This is a genomic window from Streptomyces sp. SAS_272 (assembly GCF_052543235.1).
The window spans coordinates 80210-98347 of record NZ_JBMNDR010000002.1 but is presented as its reverse complement, the minus strand read 5'-3'; the positions used below and the strand labels follow the sequence as shown (position 1 = coordinate 98347).

Here is an 18138-nt window from a genome sequence, read left to right as displayed (position 1 = left end):
CGCGGACACGCGGATGTCACGCACGGTGAGAGGTAAACGGTTCTGCTGTTCCGTCACCCCGGCAGGCCCGCCCGCCGGGAAACCCCCAGGGCGTACCCCTAGGTACGCCCTGGAGACCCTGCCGGTTCAGCCGACCGGGTCACACGGCCAGGTCAGTGCTCCTCCGCCGGGCCGGAGCGACCCCTCCGCCATGACAGCGGGACCCCTCCGCCATGACAGCGGGATCCCTCCGCCATGACAGCGGGATCCCTCCGCCCGACCTACGCGACCCCTCCGCCAGGACAACGCAATTCCCCTGCCGGAGCAACGCGGTCATACAGCCGGGGCAGCGCGGTGATACCGCCAGGGCAGCGCGGTCACCCCGCCAGGTCCGCGCCGCCCGTCCGCCAGGTCAGCCCAGTTCCCGCGCCAGCGTCCGCGCCGCCCGTTCCACGTCCGCGAACCCGACGTACAACGGGGTGAAGCCGAACCGGAGCACGTCCGGGCTGCGGAAGTCGCCGACGACCCCGCGCTCGATCAGCCGCTTCATGACGTCCCCGGCGTCCTCGCAGCGCAGCGCCACCTGGCTGCCGCGCTCCTCGTGACGCACCGGAGTCAGCGACTCGACCCGCCCCTCGGGGACGTAGGCGGCGACGCATTCCAGGAAGAAGTCCGTCAGCGCGAGCGACTTGGCGCGCACCGCCGCGATCGACACGCCGTCCCACACCTCGAGGGCCGCTTCCAGCGCGAGCATCGACAGGATGTCGGGGGTGCCCACGCGCCCGCGCGCGGCGCCCGCCGCCGGCTCGTACGTCTCCCGCATCCCGAAGGGCTCGGCGTGCGAGTTCCAGCCGGGCAGCGGGGAGTCGAAGCGGTCCTGCAGACCGTGTCGGACGTACAGGTAGGCCGGTGAACCGGGGCCGCCGTTCAGGTACTTGTAGGTGCAGCCGACCGCGAGGTCCACGCCGTGCTCGTCGAGGCCGACCGGCAGGGCGCCCGCGCTGTGGCACAGGTCCCACACCGAGACCGCGCCCGCCGCGCGCACGGCGGCGGTGAGCGAGGGCAGGTCGTGCAGCCGGCCCGTGCGGTAGTCGACGTGGTTGAGCAGCACGGCGGCCGTCCGCCCGGACAGCGCCTGCGGGACCTCTCCCGGGTGCACCGGGCGCAGCGTGCGGCCGGTCAGACGGGCCGCCGACGCGGCGATGTAGCCGTCGGTGGGGAAGGTGGCGGCGTCGACGAGGATCTCGTCCCGGGCGTCGTCCACCAGGCGCACCGCGCCCACCAGCGCCTTGAGGACGTTGACGCTCGTCGAGTCGCCGACCACGATCTGTCCGGCCGCCGCCCCCACCAGCGGGGCGATCCGGTCGCCGATCCGCTCGGGCGCCGTCCACCAGCCGCTCTCGTCCCAGGAACGGATCTTCATCGCGCCCCACTGGCGGCGTACGACGTCCTCGACACGGCCGGGGACGGACCGCGGGAGGGCCCCCAGCGAGTTGCCGTCCAGGTAGACGCCGTCGTCGAGCACGAACTGGGCGCGCTTGACGGCCAGTTCGTCGCCCGCGTCCAGCTGCTGTGCGGTGCTTGCGAGGTCAGACATGGGACCTCGCCGTCCACAGCTCGGGGAAGACGTTCTTCTGCGCGCGCTTCTCCAGCCAGGCCACCCCGGCCGAACCGCCGGTGCCCGCCTTGGCGCCCATCGCGCGACGGGTGGCGACGAGGTGGTCGTTGCGCCAGCGCCACACCAGCTCGGCGACGTCCGTCAGCGCCTCGCCCAGCCGGGCGACCTCGTCGGACTCGTCGCCCGCGTACACGGCCGTCCACACCGCCTCGACCTCCGCCGAGGGCTCGTAGCGCAGGGAGACGTCGCGCTCCAGGACGGAGGCGGGGATCGCGTGGCCGCGCCGGGCCAGCAGTCGCAGCACCTCGTCGTACAGGCTCGGCTCGTGCAGCGCCTTCTCCAGCTCGGCGTGCACGCGCGGCGCGGCGCGGTGCGGGACCAGCATGGACGCGGACTTGTCGCCGAGCAGGAACTCCATGCGGCGGTACATCGCGGACTGGAAGCCGGAGCCCTCGCCGAGCGCCGAGCGGTAGGAGTTGAACTGGGCGGGGGTCAGCTGGGCGAGCGGCCGCCACGACGCGTTCAGCGCCTCCAGCTCACGGACCGAACGCTTCAGCGCGTCGACCGCCACCGGCACCCGGTCCTCGCGGAGCGCCTGCGCCGCGGTCTCCCACTCGTGGACGATGACCGTGAACCACAGCTCCATCACCTGGGTCGTGACCAGGAAGACCATCTCTCCGGGGTCGTCGGAGAGGGTGTGCTGGAGGTGGGTGAGCACGTCCGCCTTGACGTAGTCCTCGTACGGCGTCGTGCCGGCGAAGTCGAGATGCGGGGTCTCGGGCTCCGAAGCCTCGTGGGGCTGAGCCTGCTGGGACATCGCTGTCTCCTGTTGTACTCCGGGTAGCGGTCCGCCCCTGCCGTTACCGACACGGGGGCCCCGGTCCCCACGGCCACATAGTGCGCAATGGCATCCCGAAAACGCAAGGCCCGTCCGGTCACACCGGACGGGCCGCGTCCGAACGAACGGACGAACACGCAGATGAACGGCTGTGCCGGGGCTAGCCCAGGGTCTGGGCGGCCGTCGGGGAGGAGTCCTTGAGGAACTGCGCGCAGCGCTCGTACTCCTCCTGCTCGCCGATCGCCTGCGCCGCACGCGCGAGGGCGTGCAGGGCGCGCAGGAAGCCACGGTTCGGCTCGTGCTCCCAGGGCACCGGTCCGTGCCCCTTCCATCCACTGCGGCGCAGGCTGTCGAGGCCGCGGTGGTACCCCGTACGGGCGTACGCGTACGACTCCACCACACTGCCCCGCTCGAACGCGTCGTCGGCGAGCCGGGCCCAGGCCAGCGAGGACGTCGGGTACTTCGCGGCGACGTCGGCGGGCGCCGTCCCGTTCGCGAGGAGCTCGCGCGGCTCGGGGTCGTCGGGCAGGTGGGTCGGGGGCGGTCCCCCGAGGAGGTTCTCGTGAATCGACATGGCTCCAGTCTCCTCCACTCGGCGCCCCGCGCCAGACGCCCGTGCGTCGGACCGATGCACCCCGGCCGCACCGGCCCGGCGCCCCCTGCTGCGCCGCACCCGAGTCCCCTGACTCTGCCGGCCCGTGCCCCCCGCAACCCTGCCGGACCCGAGCCCCGTACTGCGCCGGACCGGTGCCCCCTACCCCAGTCGCTTGCGCGCCCGCTGCCCCTCCAGCGGCGGGGCGAGGACGCTGCCGTGCGTCCTGCACTCCGGCCTGCGGCAGTCCGGCGGCGGCCGCCGCACGGTGAGGAACGCGGTGAGCGAACCTGCGGCCAGCGCCGCCGCGCAGATCACCATCGCTCGCCCGAACGCCGTGTCGAAGGCGTCCGCCGAGCGGTACGTCTCCGGGCCCATGCCCGTCAGCAGGGGCAGCGCGGCGACCGCGACCAGGCCCGCCGCCCGCGCCGCCGCGTTGTTGACGCCGCTGGCCAGGCCGGCCCTGCTCACGTCCACGGAGGCCAGGACGGTCGCGGTCAGCGGGGCGACCAGCGTCACCATGCCCAGGCCCAGGACCAGCACCGCGGGCAGCACGTCCGCGACATAGGAGGCGTCCGGCCCGACCCGCAGCATCAGCAGCATCCCTGCCGCGCACAGCAGCGGCCCGACGGTGAGCGGCAGACGCGGCCCGATCCGCTCGGCCAGCTCGCCGGAGCGCGCGGACAGCAGCAGCATCAGCACGGTCGTCGGCAGCAGCGCCGTGCCGGCGCCGAGGGCCGACCAGCCCACCACCGTCTGCAACTGCACCGCCGAGAGGAAGAAGAAGCCGCCGAAGGCCGCGTACACGCACAGCGTGACCAGATTGACGGCGGTGAACTGGCGGGACGCGAAGACGTCCGTCGGCATCATCGGGTCCGGCCGCCGCCGCTCCACGAAGACGAAGGCCGCCCCGGCCGCCACCCCGGCGACGCCTGCCGCCACGACGCCCGCCGAACCGCCGGGGGCCTCGATCAGCGCATACGTCACCAGCGCGAGGGCGAGCGCCCCGAGCACCGCGCCGAGGACGTCGAACCGGCCGTGCGCGAGCCGGTCCCGCGACTCGGGAACGTGCCTCAGCGCCACCGGCACGCACACCGCGGCCAGCGGCAGGTTCAGCAGGAACACCCAACGCCAGCCCGGACCGTCCACCAGCCAGCCGCCCAGGAACGGCCCGACGGCCGCGCCGATGCCCCCGAACCCCGACCACAGCCCCACCGCACGCCCCCGGTCGTCGGGGTGGAAGGAGGCCTGGATGAGCGCGAGGGAGCCCGGGGTGAGGAGGGCCCCGCCGACGCCCTGCAACGCCCGCGCGGCCACCAGCACGCCCGCGTTCGGGGCCAGCCCGCACAGCAGCGAGGCGGCGGCGAACCACACCACCCCCACCACGAACACCTTGCGCCGTCCGTAACGGTCGCCGAGGGAGCCGCCGAGCAGGATCAGCCCGGCCAGCGTCACCATGTACGCGTTGACCGTCCACTGCAGGTCGGCGAGGTCGGCGCCCAGATCACGGCCGATGCGCGGCAGCGCCACGTTGACGACGGTCGAGTCCAGCAGGGCCATGCTGGAGCCGAGCACGGTGGTGAGCAGGATCCATCTGCCGCGGGGCGAGGCCATCCGGACGTCGGGCATGCCCCCAGGTATACAGCGAGCCCGGCGTGTCAGACAGGATGCTGACGAACGCCGGGCCCGGTGCGGTACGAGTCCGTGCGGCCCCGCAGGGACCGCACGGGGGATTACTTGATCTTCTGGCCCGCGGAGCGCAGGTGCTGCGTGGCCTCGACGACGCGCGCGGCCATGCCCGCCTCGGCCAGCTTGCCCCAGGTGCGCGGGTCGTAGGTCTTCTTGGAGCCGACCTCGCCGTCGACCTTCAGGACGCCGTCGTAGTTCTTGAACATGTGGTCGGCGACCGGACGCGTGAAGGCGTACTGCGTGTCCGTGTCCAGGTTCATCTTGACGACGCCGTTGTCCAGCGCGGTCGCGATCTCCTCCGCGGTGGAGCCGGAGCCGCCGTGGAAGACGAAGTCGAACGGCTGGGAGCCGGCCGGCTTGCCGTACTTCGCGGCGACGCCCTCGTTCAGCTCCTTGAGCAGGTCGGGACGGAGCACGACGTTGCCCGGCTTGTACACGCCGTGGACGTTGCCGAAGGACGCGGCCAGCAGGTAGCGGCCCTTCTCGCCCAGACCGAGCGCCTCGACGGTGCGCACGGCGTCGTCGACCGTCGTGTACAGGGAGTCGTTGATCTCGTGCGAGACGCCGTCCTCCTCGCCGCCGGTCGGGGTGATCTCCACCTCAAGGATGATCTTCGCGGCGGCGGCGCGGGCGAGCAGCTCCTGTGCGATGGCCAGGTTGTCGGCGAGGGTCTCGGCGGAGCCGTCCCACATGTGCGACTGGAACAGCGGGTTGCGGCCCGCCTTCACGCGCTCCTCGGACACCGCGAGCAGCGGACGCACGTAGCCGTCGAGCTTGTCCTTCGGGCAGTGGTCCGTGTGCAGCGCGACGGTGACCGGGTACTTCTCGGCGACGATGTGCGCGAACTCGGCGAGGGCCACGGAACCCGTGACCATCTCCTTGCTGTACTGGCCGCCCAGGAACTCGGCGCCGCCCGTGGAGATCTGGATGATGCCGTCGCTCTCCGCCTCCGCGAAGCCGCGCAGCGCCGCGTGCAGGGTCTGCGTCGAGGTGACGTTGATGGCCGGGTAGGCGAACCTGCCTGCCTTCGCCCGGTCGAGCATCTCGTTGTAGACCTCGGGGGTTGCGATGGGCATCTGTCCGCTCCTTGACTGTGCGGTTGGCGATCTGCGTACTACGGCCCTGACCTAGACCTTGGGGTTCGACGTCGTCGTCGGCCCCATCTTTCCAGACCTGCGCGAATGGTCCAGGCCCTGTCCACAGGGCGGGTCGGGCGCGGCCCCGGGGCTGGTCCCCGGGCGGGCCGGGCGCGGCCCCGGGGCGGGTCGAGGCCTGAGCCCCGGGTTCCCGGGCTAGCCGGGCGCGGCCCCCGGGCTGGTCGAGGCCAGAGCCCGGGCAGGCCGGGCACGGCCCTGGGAGTGTCGAGCGGGAACCCTGGGCGCCGTTCGAGCGGGAACCCTGGGCGCCGTTCGAGCGGGAGCCCTGGGCGGGTCAGTCCAGGCCGAGCTCGTCCTTCGAGAAGGCGAACAGGTACGGCACGCCCGCGCCCGCGCGGATCTTCTCGTCCGCTCCGGTCGCCCGGTCCACGATGGTCGCCACCGCCACCACCTCGGCGCCCGCCTCGCGCACGGCCTCCACAGCGGTCAGCGGCGAGCCGCCGGTGGTGGAGGTGTCCTCGACGACCAGGACCCGGCGGCCCCTGATCTCCGGCCCCTCGACGCGCCGCTGGAGCCCGTGCGCCTTCGCCGCCTTGCGCACGACGAAGGCGTCCAGCCTGCGGCCGCGGGCGGCGGCCGCGTGCAGCATGGCGCCGGCCACCGGGTCGGCGCCCATGGTCAGACCGCCCACCGCGTCGAAGTCGAGGTCGGCGGTGAGGTCGAGCAGCACCTGCCCGACCAGCGGGGCGGCCTCCCCGTCGAGGGTGACCCGGCGGAGGTCGACGTAGTAGTCGGCCTCCAGCCCCGACGACAGGGTGACCTTGCCGTGCACCACGGCCTTGTCCTTGATCAGCTGCAGCAGCGCGCCGCGTGCGCCGGGCGGCGTTGTTCCGTTGACGTCCGTCATGCCCCTCAGCTTAGAGCCGCGACCACGACCAGGTCGTCGCGGCCTCGAGCGGCTCCAGGGGCGTGACCAGGCGCGGGAGCGTGTTCAGCCCGTTCGGGGGGCCGGTCTGCGGCTCCACGCACACCGCCGCCTCCTGCTCGTCGTAGACGACGACCCACTTCTCGGGGCTGGTCACCTTCAGCTCCAGCTGTCCGGGCCAGGTGAGGGTGACGTCGACGCCGCCGGGCATGCCGAAGCAGTCGTCCCAGGGGCCCGGCTTCGGCTCGACGCGCTCGCCGGTCGGCAGATGGTCGTCGCCGCGCTGCTCCTGCCAGGCCGGGTCGAAGGCGACCCGCACGTCCTCGGCCTCCTGACCGCCCAGGTTGCGGTTGAACCAGGGGTGCCAGCCGATCTGCGCCGGGAAGGAGGAGTCGTACGTCTCCACGGCCATCCGGATCGTCAGAGCGTCCTCGGTCAGCGCGAACACCTGGGTGACCAGGCCGGGGTAGGGCCAGGGCGCCACCAGTTCGTACGTCAGCACGACCTCGTCGGCCGTGCGCCGGGCGACTTTCCAGGCGCCGTCGCGGGCGGTGCCGTGGATGGCGTTCGGCGCGGCGTTGAGCGGCATCCGGTGGACGGTCGCGCCGTTGTGGAAGCAGCCGTCGCGGATGCGGCCGCACCAGGGGACCATCGGGAAGCAGCCGAACCGCTCGCCCTGGCGCAGCAGTTCGAGGCCGCCGACGCGCAGCCCCCCGACCCGGCCGCCGTTGCCCGGCTGCACGGTCGCCTCCGCGTCGCCCGCGGTCAGCGTGATCTCTTCGTCACTCACGGGACGACCCTACTGGGGCGGTCGGGGCCACCTGAGGAGCAGGGCCCGTCGACGGGCCGGCCGCCCCCGGGCCGGCCTCGCAACCGGTGCCGACCCGTCCTAACCGCGTCGGCGCAGCGCCCTGCCGACCACGATCGCGGACGCCACGACCAGTGCGGCAGCCGGCGCCGCCCACCGCAGCGCGCTGTTCGGCATGACGGTCTGCGGGGCGGGGACCGGCGCGTAGCGCCCGCGCGGCGGAGCGTGGTCGACCTCCTCGGCGCTGCGGCCGATCATCGTGCGGCGCGCGTGCGCGGCCTCGGCGGGCGGCTGCGCGGGGCCTGTGAGGTCCTCGAGCTCGGAGGGGAGCGCCGCCGTCTCGAAGACGGCCGCGGGGACGACGGGTTCGTCGACGTCGTCCGCGGCGTCCGTGTCGGCGACGTCGTGGGGCGCACCGGCGTCCCGCGCATCGGCGTCCGGATCGGCGTCGTTCCCGGCGTCGGGGGCGTCGGCCACCGGGGCGGCGGCGTTCCGCCCGTCCTGGACGTCGTCCTGTACCTCGTCCTGGCGGTCGCCTCGGACGTCGTCCCGGCGGCCGGCGCCGTCACTCGTCCCGGGTTCGGGCTGCTCGTCCCGTGCGGCCGACACTCCCAGGTTCGCCGCGAAACGGGTGAGCAGCCTGGCCACCGCCGAGACGACCGCCTCGGAGGGCAGCTCCGCGACCCGGCCGTCCGCCGAGGCCGTCCCCTCGAAACGGAGCGTGGTGCCCGCGTCGGCCTCCCGCAGATGAAGGGCGAGGCTCAGCTCGACCGACCCGCTGCCGCGGACCTCCGTCCCGTCGCCCTCCACGGCGTAGCCGCCGTTCTCGCGCGGCGAGACGCGTGCCGTCCCCCGGTAGGTGATGGTGTGGCCGCCGATCCGCATCTTCAGCCGGCCCGCGACGGGCTCGGTGCCCGCGTCCTGCTGGAGCCCGGGAACCGCACGGGCCACCTGCGCGGGATCGGCGAGGGCCGCCCTCAGCCGCTCGGCCGGAACCGGAACGAACACCTCTTGCTCCATAAGTCCCGAGCCTACCCACGCGGGGCGGGAAAGCACGCGGCGAAACCGGATTCGGCCTCCCCGCGACCGACCGGGTGGTAGGCCCGCACGAGCGGCGTCGACGCCACGCGCCGATCCCCCTCCGGCGACCGATCGGCTCGCTCTTCGACGCCGGGTGTGCTCCCCGCTCGGAGCAGCATGCGCTTCTCACACCGGGGCGTCGCGTCAGTACCGCGGATGCACCAGCGTCGAGGCCGGCACTCCGGCCACCCGGTGCGCCTCGGCCGCCCGGACGTCCGCAGTCAGGGCCGCCTGGGTCAGCGTGCGCGGGGGGCGCTCGCGCGCGTCGAGGCGCACCGGCGGGCGGGCGTCCGCGGCGGCCAGCACGAAGCCCCAGTCGCGGGGGGCCCGGGAGTCGTCGCCGGCGATGCGGTCGGGGCCGCCGGTGCGCCCGGCGCCGCGGCCGTCCACCCGGTACGGGGCGGTGTGCAGGCCGGCCGCGCGCAGCGTCGCCTCGACCGTCCAGAACACCCGCGACCGGCCCGCGACCGGCCCGGCGTGCACGACGAGGCGGCCGCCGGGGGCCAGGACGCGGCGGGCCAGACCGTAGAACTCCTGGGAGTAGAGCTTGGTGCTCGCCGTGATGCCGGGATCGGGCAGATCCGCGACGACCACGTCGTACGTCGCCGGAGGGGCCTCGCGCAGCCATTGGAAGGCGTCCCCGGCGGCCACGCGGACGCGCGGGTCGCCGAAGGCGTGGTCGTTGAGGCTCGACAGGGCCGGGTCGGTGCGGGCCAGCCGGACCAGCCCGGGATCGGGCGCGACGAGGTCGACGCGACGCACGCCGGGACGGCCGAGGGCTTCGCGGGCGGCCAGACCGTCGCCGCCGCCGAGGATCAGCACATGCGCGTGCGGGCCGCTCATCGCCGGCTGGACGAGTGCCTCGTGATACCTGCGCTCGTCACGGCCCGCGAAACGGAGGCGGCCGTCCAGATAGAGGTCGAGGGGGCGGCCGTCGGCGCCGCCGGTCAGCACGATCTCCTGGACGCCGGTCTGCACCGCCACCCGCACGTCGCCCCCGTACACCGCCTGCCTCGCGGCCCGTTCGAAGTCGTCGACGAGGACGGCGGCGGAGGCGAGGACGCCGAGGACGACGATGTTGGCGACGAGCAGGAGGCAGCGGGCCCGGCAGGTCAGGTCGCGCCGGAACAGGCCCAGCACGAGGGCGGCCCCGGCGACCACGTTGACCGCGCCCACCAGCAGGGAGCTCGTCAACTGGCCGAGGAACGGCAGGAGCAGGAACGGGAACGCGAGGCCGCCGACCAGCGCGCCCACGTAGTCCGCGGCGAAGAGGTCCGCCACCGCACCGCCCGCGTCCTGCCGCCGGATGCGCTGGATCAGCTCCATGAGGAGCGGCGCCTCGGCCCCGATGAGCAGGCCGATGGCGAGGGAGAACGCGACGAGGAGGATGCGGGAGCCGTCGGCCCACAGGCCGCCCCAGCCGCCCGTCCAGGCGAACACCGCGTACAGCGCCATGGCACTGCACCCGCCGACCAGGGCGAGGGCCGCCTCCAGGACGCCGAAGCCGGCCGCGGCGAACCGGCGCAGCCGTTTGGCGACGAGGGAGCCGAGCCCCATCGCGAAGACCATGACCGACAGCACGACGGACGCCTGGGTGACGGAGTCGCCCATCAAGTAGGAGGCCAGGGCGACCAGTTCGAGTTCGTAGACGAGACCGCAGGCCGCGCAGACGAAGACGCACGCGAGGACCAGCAGCCGCCCGGTGTCCGGCCGGACGGGGAGCCGCGCGGGACCCCTCCAGGGCGGCGGAGCGCCGGGCGGGGCCGGTGCGTACGGTTCGATCACGACTGCGACGTTACGTCACGGGATGGGCACCCTTCGTCACCCACACGTGTGAAACTCGGGGCGTCCGGGCGGTCACACGTTTGAGTCACCGCCAGACGGGCCGCCGTCACGCCCCGCCACCGTCACGCCCCGCCGCCCTCGGCCCCCGGGGCTTCGCTCCACCGACCCCTGCCCGACCGGTTCCCTCCCGACCGGCATACGCCCCACCGGTGGCCGCCCCACCGGTCCGCGGCCCACCGGTCCACGCCTCATCCGCCGGACGGGATCTCGGCGCACACCGGCACGCGCACGCCGACCCTGGTTCTCGTCGCCACCAACTGCCCGTCCTGCGGGTACGCGTGCCAGGTGCGCCAGTGGACATGGCCCTCGTGGCGCTGGGCGAGCAGGGCCGTGAAGGCGTGCGGGCTGCCGGGAAAGACGCCGACCAGGCCGTGCGGATGCTCGGAGACGAGGGCCAGGAGCTCCTGGGCGCGGCCCGCGAACCGGCCCGGCGAGAGCTCCTCGACGCGCGCCGCGAACTCGTACTCCCAGCCGCCGACCCGCTTGGCGACGCCCAGCGGGAGCGGAGTGCTGCTGCCGGGGATACAGGCCACCGTCTCCGAACAGCTGGCCTGCTCCTCTTCCAGCAGCACCTGGTGCGACGCACCGAGCAGTCTCAACTGAAGCTTGGCACCGTTCAGTTCGAGGTCGAGGGTGGCGAGGGCGGGCAGCGGTTCACGCCCCAGGGCCCAGGCGAGATCGGCCGCGCGCGTGTCGGTGTAGGAGGTGTTCAGGGTCGTGAGCATGGATCGGCTCCGCGGAGACGCAAAGAAAAGGAGGAAAAGGTCCGGCGCACCCCGGTCGACACCGGGAACCGCCCCGGTCAGCCCGGTCTGGGGAGGTCGTCCGCTCGGGACGCCCGAAGGGTGTGAGGGGCTGCGTCGGTGTTTTAGAGGGAATCATGAAGTGTGGTGCCACCACAGCGTTTTTACCCAACTTCGTGGGGTTTCCATCCCTCGGGGGGCTCCACAGCTCAACTGTTCAACCAGGGCGTACGCCCAGGCGGGCCAGGCACATGCCGTTCGCGCCCGCCCCGGGCACATGGTGTGACCGCGGAGCCCGTGGTCGGCCGGGCCCCGCGGTCCGGATGCGGCTCCCCCCGCGGGGAGCTCAGCTGCCCCGTGTCAGCTGCCTCCGCCGCATCCGCCGCCCCCGCCGCAGGACGAGCCGCCGCCGCAGGACGAGCTTCCGCCACAGGACGAGGACGAGCCGCCGCACGAGTGCCCCCCGTGGTGGCCGCCATGGTGCCCGCCGGAACTGCCCGAACTGCCGGAACTGCAGGAGGCGCCGCTCCCGCCGGCCGCGCCGCCCGCCCACCAGCTGCCGGAGGAGCCGCCGCTGCGCGACCGGCCGCCTCCGCGGGACCGCACGGAGCTGCGATTGCGCGCGTTGGCTGCCACGGCCACCACGAACCCGATGAAGATCACCGCCAGGACGATGCCGAAGAACATGGCGTCACCCTCCTTCCCTGTCCCCCGAAGCGGCCCCCCGTGGGCGCCTCGCGCGGCGTCCGAGCGCCGCGTGAACGGGGGATGCCCGCCCCGGCCGACGGCCAAAGCGGAGTTGAGGAACTCCAGAGCTTCGGCGCAGGATGACGGCCATGACCACTCCCGCGCGCCCCTTCCTCAACCGCCGTCTCGCCGAGTTCGGGACGACGATCTTCGCCGAGATGTCCGCACTCGCGGCGACGACCGGCTCGATCAACCTGGGCCAGGGCTTCCCCGACGCGGACGGCCCCGAGGAGATCCGGGAAGCGGCCGTGCGGGCGCTGCGGGACGGGCGCGGCAACCAGTACCCGCCGGGACCGGGCGTGCCCGAGCTGCGCACGGCGATCGCCGACCACCAGCGCCGCCGTTACGGCCTCTCCTTCGACCCGGACACGGAGGTCCTGGTCACCGCGGGCGCCACGGAGGCCATCGCCGCCACCCTGCTCGCTCTGCTCGAACCCGGCGACGAGGTCATCGCCCTGGAGCCGTACTACGACTCCTACGCGGCCTGCATCGCGATGGCCGGCGCCACGCGCGTGCCGGTGACGCTGCGCCCCGACGCCGAGCAGGCGCGCTTCCGCCTCGACCTGGACGAGCTGCGCGACGCGGTCACCGACCGCACCCGGCTGCTGCTGATCAACACCCCGCACAACCCGACCGGCACGGTCCTCACCCGCGAGGAGCTGACCGCGATCGCGGAGCTGGCGGTGGAACGGGACCTGCTCGTCGTGACGGACGAGGTGTACGAGCACCTGGTGTTCGGCGAGGCCCCACACGTGCCGGCGGCGACGCTGCCCGGGATGCGCGAGCGCACGGTCACGATCGGCTCGGCCGGCAAGACGTTCTCCTTCACCGGCTGGAAGGTCGGCTGGGTGACGGCGGCGCCCGGCCTGGTCACGGCGGTGCGCTCGGCGAAGCAGTTCCTGACGTACGTGTCGTCGGGGCCCTTCCAGTACGCGGTCGCCGAAGCGCTCCGCCTGCCCGACGCGTACTTCGACGGCTTCCGCGCGGACATGCTGGCCAAGCGGGACCTGCTGGCGGCGGGTCTGGCGGACGCGGGCTTCGGGGTCTTCAGGACCGCCGGCACGTACTTCATCACCACCGACATCCGCCCCCTCGGCGAGAGCGACGGCTTCGCCTTCTGCCGCGCCCTGCCCGAGCGCGCGGGCGTGGTCGCCATCCCGAACGCGGTCTTCTACGACCACAAAGAGGCCGGGGCGCCCTACGTGCGGTTCGCGTTCTGCAAACGCACCGAGGTACTGGCGGACGCGACAGAAGGGCTCCGCAAGGCATTCGCGCACTGACGGCCGCTCCGTGGGGTCCGTCGTCCCTGGCGCGGCCGTCCTCCGACTCCGGTCGGCCCGCCATCTGCACCGCAAGAGCCCATCGCAACCCGCGCGCCGGTTCGCCTTGCCTTCCGCGCGGGCGAAACGCCGGAAGGCTATTCGGTGTCCTTCGGGTGTCGCGGTGAGGCGTACACAAGGATCACAGTCGATGTGTCCGGGCTGACCAGGTAACGGACCCTGCCGCCGCTGGTGATTTCGTACTCCCACTGCTCCAGCTCAGAACCCTTCCATTCCCTGGTGGCGTGTCTGCCTCGGAGCTGGTGCTGGCGGTTCCAGCTGGCCCGCGACAGCGGGTCTGCGCGAAGAGCTTCCAGGCAGCGATGCGCGTTCGGCAACGCCACCCGGCACAACTCCTCCCAACCGGTCGCGGCCTCGGTCGTGCCGTAAATGACGTTCCAGCCGCTCAGCGGAGGAACACTGACCCGATCGCCTTTCTTCGGACTCACTCGTGCACCTCGACGGGGCCGAGGTCGACGTCACCGAGCGGACGGAGCGCTTCCCTGAGCTGGTCAGGATCGGCGTTGATGCGAGCGGTGGCCCGCCACGAGACGATCGCTCGGTGCACAGCCTCCCTGGCGCCCAGTTCAGCGGCGTCGGACAGCGCTTCCAGAAGCTCGACAGTGAATTCCCGGACTTCCTCGGCGTCCAGGTGGCGCACCCACGGGAACACCTCGGGCAGCGCGAGCAAAAGCGACTTGGCACCGTCGTCCTGCTTCAGCAGTGCGAGGAACAGCCGGGACGCCGTGGTCAGGTTTTCCTCGGCGCGCTCTGCGTATATGGCCGTGGTCAAAACCATGTCGGGCGCGTCTCGGTGCGTGACGCGCAGACGTCCCAGGGCGGCCGCCCTGGCTGCGACAGCCTTCGGGTTCCGCGACAGATCGGTGAACGAGACGGACTCCGATTCGGATGCCAAGGGTGCGATACTCATACTCAGACTGTACTCAGATTGTGCTCTGATTTCTATCGAGCGACGTGGACAGCAGCTGAAAGCCCCACTCCTGCGACAGGACCCGCTCCCTCCGGCGCTGCTGCTGCTGCGCCGGCAACGAGTTCACCGGGAGAACCGCCCCGGCCCGACGCGGAGCCAGGAAACAAAAATGGAGAGTCATACCGGCCCCGGAGGATACGAACCCGAGCTGGGCTCTACGCGGAAGGTAATGGGCGGGCAGTAGCCCTCCTCGGCCAGCCAGGCGTGGGCCCGGCCGCGCTGTCGCTCATCGCGGAACCGGTGGTAGCGGCTCCAGGAGCGCTCGTCACCCGCGAGGACGTCCTTGAAGCGCCGGAAGGCGCCCCGCCCGCCGATGGCGATCCGCAGCCGGTCGGCAAGGGCAGCGTCCTCCACCTCCTCGATGAACAGCTCCATGTCCCGGTAACCGGCCCTGGACCCCAGAGCCGGCACGTAAAGCCATCGCTCCGAATCGTCGTCCTCCTCAGCCTCGGGCCCACGCCCCAGCTCATCGGTGAACGCCGGCCAGCACTCCCCGGTGGACAGATCCAGCCGACCACCGGACTCGGCCGGGTCACCCTCCAGCAGCATGGCGAGCATCTCCAGATCGACCGCGAACGGACGCATGAGGCGGATCGCCTCGTCTCCCATGGCCGCGCGCAATCGATCCGCCAGCTCCTCATCGCCCCGGAAGCCACGCTCCTGGAGCGCGCCGAGAAACAAGGCCGCCGTCTCCGCGGCCCCCGGCAGGCCCCGCGCCGCGACCCCGGCCACACCGTCGCCGTCCAGCTGGAGATCCTCACGCTCGGGTCCACTACGCAACGCCGCCAGCAGTGCCACCCCGTCCTGCGCGTGGAGCGCGCCACGCAGGGCCCGCAGTCTGTCCTCGCCCCATCCCTCAACCACGACCCCGACGGTAGCGCGCCACCAAGGACGGACAACGCCAGGGCCATCGGTTTCCCTCCGCTCGACTCCATGCCAGTGCCGGCGCACCCGGCGTCTGGGGGCCAGGCGGAGTTGCCCGGTCAGCGGCGCCGCTTGCGGCCGCTCTTGCCTGAGGAGCGCCGGACCTTCCGGGCGCGGCCGATGCGGGCACCGTGGGTACCCAGTGCCCGGGCCGCCAGCTGCCTGAGCTCGTCGAGTCCTGCCCGGTCCGGGTGCGCGGAGTCCAAAGCGGCGGCAACCGCGTCCCTGGCCTGGGGGGCCTGGGCGCGCAGCATCTCCTCGGCGCCGTCCCCGCCGCCCGCCAACTCCACTAGCTGAAGCAGGCTCTCGGCGAGCACCAGCAGATGCTCGGCATCGGTCATGTCCTCTGGGGACAGCAACTCACGGTGCGCCAGCTCGTTCAGCGCCAGCGGCGCCAGCTGCGTGTCTCGCCGCAGCGTCCGCAGCAGCCGCTCGCCCTCACCGTCCGGCAATGCCGTCAGCAGCACGTCGAGCATCGCCTGCGCACGCGTGCGGAAGGTCATGGCCCTTACGGCGTCGGTCAGTTGCCGCAGGGCGCCTTCCCGCTCGCCGCGGGCCGTGATCCAGCCGGCCAACTCCGTGCGAGCGGTGTCCGGGTCGTAGTCCTCGGCCAGCACCCCCAGCAGGCCGGCCGCCGGGGCCTGGGCCAGTTCACCGACCAACGGTGCGTCCCGGCCGGCCGCCAGCAACCGCTGTCGTATGGCCCGGGTACCGAGCTCGGTGAGACGGATGAGTTCGACCGGCCCGGCGGTCAGCTCCTCTCCCCGGGCATCGGCACGCTCCCGCGCCGCCGGGTCCGTTGCCGCTCCCGCGCCGCCCAGCAGCTCCGCAATCTCCGGCGGCATGGCCGGGGGCAGCTCGGGTCCGGTATCGGAAAGGTCGACGTCCAGGAACACCGGGTCGGCCATCCCGCGGTCACGCTCGATCGCGCCCAGGTCATCCAGCAGGTCGAGTACCGTGCGCAGGTCCCGGTCGGCGTGCTCGAACCACATCCGGTGCCGGAGATCCGACCCGCCGTCCAGCTTGAAGCGGGCCCGATAGGCCAGGTGTACGGAGTCACGCAGCCGCGGCCAGGGCATCGGGTACGGCAGGCTGTAAAGCGTGTTCAGCACATCTTCCAGGATGTCCTCGTAGACGTCGAAGAGCATCGACTCGACGTGCCAGCCGCTCCGCATGCCGATCAGGGCCTGCCGCAACTCGAAGCACGCGTCGAAGGCGCGCAGCCACAGCTGAAGCGGGTCGGCCAGTACCGGCCGGGCCTTGGCCACCGCGTACAACCGCCCCTTGACAACCCGGATCAGCCGCGCCTTCTTCGCCCACTCCACCAGCAGTCCCAGTCGCGGCAGGTCGGCCGAAGAGCGCACCCCCTCAATCCTGTCGCCGGTGCCTAGTACGTCCACCAGCTCGCGGGCCTCCGCCATCCGCAGCCGTCCCGTCGCCGTCACCGGGCGGTCGCCCTGCCCCGCCCACTCGGCGAGTCGGCGCAGCTGCGCCAGAACCGCCGATGCCTCGGGCCGTCGGCGCAACTCGCCGTCCGGGGGGAGCACCACAGGCAGCTGCGGCTCAGCCCGCTCGACACCGTGCAGTGTGTTGCCGGTCAGCCGCCGCTCCATGATCACATCGAGGACCTGCTGGTCGTAGACGGCCTCCCCACGCTGCGCCCGCTCCGCGAACTGCTGCAACGCCGCCCCATCCGAGACGTCCACGCCCTGTTCGGCGGCTGTCACGGCCCAGAACTTCGCCATCCCCCAGCGGGTGCGGTCCGCCATCGCCGCCGGATACTGCCCCGCAGCCGCGTCGACCGCCGCGAGGGAGTCCTCAAGGGCGGGGCCGCGTGGGTCCGCCAACTGCGTGGCGTGCAAATAGCGCAGCAGCGTGCGCAGTGTGCCCGGGGCGTCGGCGTGTTCCTCCCCGGGACCCTCGGTGACCTGCTCGGGAAGCCAGGAGAGGAGTAGCTCCTCGATATGGCGCGACTCCCACAGTCCCAGTCGGCCGTCGGCAGTCGCCCGGTGCCGGTAGTCCAGCGCCCTCTCAGCCGTGAACCCGTCCACCGGCAGCGCCTGCTCCCCGGCCCACCTGACGAGGCGGTCGACCAGCAGCCCGCCCGCCGCCTCGAACTCTTCCTCGGCCTCGGGTTCGAACCGCATCCGCATGAAAATCGTCCGCCCTGTCAGGAACAGTCCTTGCCACCTCACGCTATCGCCCATCCGGGGCCGACAAGACAACTCGGTTGAAGGCGAGCGGTCGGCTACCGCAAGGGCCGTACATGGGGATGTCACCCCCCAGCGACTGCGACATTGAACCTCCGTGCGACGAACCGGGTTCTCCTCCGCACGGACTCACGGCAACGGGCCGACCGACCTCGCCGACCTCCCCGAGGGCGTGCCGCGCATCATACGAATAGGCGTACGAACGAGCTGTCGCCTGGGTCACGGCGGCGCCGGGCCTGGTGACGGCGGTGCGGGCGGCGAAGCAGTTCCTGACCTACGTCGCGTCCGGCCCGTTCCAGTACGCGGTCGCCGAAGCGCTCCGCCTGCCCGACGCGTACTTCGACGGCTTCCGCGCGGACATGCTGGCCAAGCGGGACCTGCTGGCGGCGGGTCTGGCGGACGCGGGCTTCGGGGTCTTCAGGACCGCCGGCACGTACTTCATCACCACCGACATCCGCCCCCTCGGCGGAACGACGGCATCGCCTTCTGCCGCGCCCTCCCCGAGCGCGCCGGTGTCGTCGCCATCCCGAACGCGGTCTTCTACGACCACAAAGAGGCCGGGGCGCCCTACGTGCGGTTCGCGTTCTGCAAGCGCCTCGAGGTACTGGCGGACGCGACGGAACGGCTCCGCAAGGCATTCGCACACTGACCGCCGTCGCGCGGGGCCGGTCGTCGCATTCCTTGTTCCTTGCCCCACCACAGGCGTCGACGTACAATTTCCTGTACGTGAAAG

At 72.6% G+C, this 18138-nt stretch carries 16 protein-coding genes and 1 pseudogene; 2 read left to right on the top strand and 15 right to left on the bottom strand.

Annotated elements, in window-relative coordinates:
• Window positions 1-391: 391 nt before the first annotated feature.
• The 11 genes from kynU to ACN6LD_RS01995 form a co-directional block, all read right to left on the bottom strand.
• Window positions 392-1576, bottom strand: a complete 1185-nt coding sequence (gene kynU, locus ACN6LD_RS02045; protein ID WP_319188122.1) for a kynureninase — start codon at window positions 1574-1576, stop codon at window positions 392-394.
• Window positions 1569-2414, bottom strand: coding sequence for a tryptophan 2,3-dioxygenase family protein (locus ACN6LD_RS02040; protein WP_319188124.1), 846 nt, complete (start codon window positions 2412-2414; stop codon window positions 1569-1571). Before ACN6LD_RS02040 ends, kynU begins: the two co-directional genes overlap by 8 nt.
• Window positions 2415-2595: 181 nt before the next feature.
• Window positions 2596-3009, bottom strand: coding sequence for a DUF3151 domain-containing protein (locus ACN6LD_RS02035; RefSeq protein ID WP_319188126.1), 414 nt, complete (start codon window positions 3007-3009; stop codon window positions 2596-2598).
• 180 nt (window positions 3010-3189) lie between these two features.
• A complete protein-coding gene (locus tag ACN6LD_RS02030; protein ID WP_445042351.1) occupies window positions 3190-4656 on the bottom strand; it encodes an MFS transporter in 1467 nt (488 codons plus the stop codon).
• 104 nt (window positions 4657-4760) lie between these two features.
• On the bottom strand, window positions 4761-5792 hold the full coding sequence (fbaA, locus tag ACN6LD_RS02025; RefSeq protein ID WP_057577907.1) for a class II fructose-bisphosphate aldolase: 1032 nt from the start codon (window positions 5790-5792) through the stop codon (window positions 4761-4763).
• Between the two features lie 355 nt (window positions 5793-6147).
• Window positions 6148-6720, bottom strand: a complete 573-nt coding sequence (gene pyrE, locus ACN6LD_RS02020; RefSeq protein WP_057577908.1) for an orotate phosphoribosyltransferase — start codon at window positions 6718-6720, stop codon at window positions 6148-6150.
• Window positions 6721-6730: 10 nt separating this feature from the next.
• A complete protein-coding gene (locus ACN6LD_RS02015) occupies window positions 6731-7528 on the bottom strand; it encodes an aldose epimerase family protein (RefSeq protein WP_445042350.1) in 798 nt (265 codons plus the stop codon).
• A 99-nt stretch (window positions 7529-7627) separates the two neighbouring features.
• Window positions 7628-8566 (bottom strand): SRPBCC domain-containing protein, encoded by a 939-nt coding sequence (locus ACN6LD_RS02010; protein ID WP_445042349.1) that lies wholly within the window; start codon window positions 8564-8566, stop codon window positions 7628-7630.
• Window positions 8567-8770: 204 nt separating this feature from the next.
• On the bottom strand, window positions 8771-10411 hold the full coding sequence (locus ACN6LD_RS02005; RefSeq protein WP_445042348.1) for a polyamine aminopropyltransferase: 1641 nt from the start codon (window positions 10409-10411) through the stop codon (window positions 8771-8773).
• Window positions 10412-10659: 248 nt separating this feature from the next.
• Window positions 10660-11196: a DUF2617 family protein gene (locus ACN6LD_RS02000; RefSeq protein ID WP_319188136.1), complete on the bottom strand. Its 537-nt coding sequence runs from the start codon at window positions 11194-11196 to the stop codon at window positions 10660-10662.
• A 378-nt stretch (window positions 11197-11574) separates the two neighbouring features.
• The gene (locus ACN6LD_RS01995) at window positions 11575-11901 is read right to left on the bottom strand and encodes a hypothetical protein (protein WP_445042347.1); all 327 of its coding nucleotides are present in this window, start codon (window positions 11899-11901) and stop codon (window positions 11575-11577) included.
• 140 nt (window positions 11902-12041) lie between these two features.
• Between ACN6LD_RS01995 and ACN6LD_RS01990 the strand changes: the two genes are divergently transcribed.
• Window positions 12042-13241, top strand: coding sequence for a pyridoxal phosphate-dependent aminotransferase (locus ACN6LD_RS01990; RefSeq protein ID WP_445042346.1), 1200 nt, complete (start codon window positions 12042-12044; stop codon window positions 13239-13241).
• A 137-nt stretch (window positions 13242-13378) separates the two neighbouring features.
• Here the strand turns inward: ACN6LD_RS01990 and ACN6LD_RS01985 are convergent, their stop codons facing one another.
• The 4 genes from ACN6LD_RS01985 to ACN6LD_RS01970 all read right to left on the bottom strand — a co-directional run bounded on the left by ACN6LD_RS01985 (window position 13379) and on the right by ACN6LD_RS01970 (window position 17342).
• Window positions 13379-13729, bottom strand: a complete 351-nt coding sequence (locus ACN6LD_RS01985; protein WP_319188143.1) for a hypothetical protein — start codon at window positions 13727-13729, stop codon at window positions 13379-13381.
• A complete protein-coding gene (locus ACN6LD_RS01980; protein ID WP_319188144.1) occupies window positions 13726-14211 on the bottom strand; it encodes a prevent-host-death family protein in 486 nt (161 codons plus the stop codon). The genes ACN6LD_RS01985 and ACN6LD_RS01980 overlap by 4 nt, the downstream gene beginning before the upstream one ends.
• Before the next feature lie 177 nt (window positions 14212-14388).
• On the bottom strand, window positions 14389-15135 hold the full coding sequence (locus tag ACN6LD_RS01975; RefSeq protein ID WP_445042345.1) for a UPF0158 family protein: 747 nt from the start codon (window positions 15133-15135) through the stop codon (window positions 14389-14391).
• 119 nt (window positions 15136-15254) lie between these two features.
• Entirely contained in the window at window positions 15255-17342 is a 2088-nt protein-coding gene (locus tag ACN6LD_RS01970) for a hypothetical protein (protein WP_445042344.1), read from the bottom strand.
• Window positions 17343-17614: 272 nt separating this feature from the next.
• On the opposite strand from ACN6LD_RS01970, the pseudogene ACN6LD_RS01965 reads away from it, so the two are divergent.
• Window positions 17615-18054 (top strand): annotated as a pseudogene (locus tag ACN6LD_RS01965) (aminotransferase class I/II-fold pyridoxal phosphate-dependent enzyme); the annotation flags it as partial.
• Window positions 18055-18138 lie beyond the last annotated feature (84 nt).

Excerpts from the sequence above, each read along its gene's own strand:
- kynU (WP_319188122.1), bottom strand. The coding sequence starts at position 1,576 with ATGTCTGACCTCGCAAGCACCGCACAGCAGCTGGACGCGGGCGACGAA.
- ACN6LD_RS02040 (WP_319188124.1), bottom strand. The coding sequence starts at position 2,414 with ATGTCCCAGCAGGCTCAGCCCCACGAGGCTTCGGAGCCCGAGACCCCG.
- ACN6LD_RS02035 (WP_319188126.1), bottom strand. The coding sequence starts at position 3,009 with ATGTCGATTCACGAGAACCTCCTCGGGGGACCGCCCCCGACCCACCTG.
- ACN6LD_RS02030 (WP_445042351.1), bottom strand. The coding sequence starts at position 4,656 with ATGCCCGACGTCCGGATGGCCTCGCCCCGCGGCAGATGGATCCTGCTC.
- fbaA (WP_057577907.1), bottom strand. The coding sequence starts at position 5,792 with ATGCCCATCGCAACCCCCGAGGTCTACAACGAGATGCTCGACCGGGCG.
- pyrE (WP_057577908.1), bottom strand. The coding sequence starts at position 6,720 with ATGACGGACGTCAACGGAACAACGCCGCCCGGCGCACGCGGCGCGCTG.
- ACN6LD_RS02010 (WP_445042349.1), bottom strand. The coding sequence starts at position 8,566 with ATGGAGCAAGAGGTGTTCGTTCCGGTTCCGGCCGAGCGGCTGAGGGCG.
- ACN6LD_RS02000 (WP_319188136.1), bottom strand. The coding sequence starts at position 11,196 with ATGCTCACGACCCTGAACACCTCCTACACCGACACGCGCGCGGCCGAT.
- ACN6LD_RS01995 (WP_445042347.1), bottom strand. The coding sequence starts at position 11,901 with ATGTTCTTCGGCATCGTCCTGGCGGTGATCTTCATCGGGTTCGTGGTG.
- ACN6LD_RS01990 (WP_445042346.1), top strand. The coding sequence starts at position 12,042 with ATGACGGCCATGACCACTCCCGCGCGCCCCTTCCTCAACCGCCGTCTC.
- ACN6LD_RS01980 (WP_319188144.1), bottom strand. The coding sequence starts at position 14,211 with ATGAGTATCGCACCCTTGGCATCCGAATCGGAGTCCGTCTCGTTCACC.
- ACN6LD_RS01970 (WP_445042344.1), bottom strand. The coding sequence starts at position 17,342 with ATGCGGTTCGAACCCGAGGCCGAGGAAGAGTTCGAGGCGGCGGGCGGG.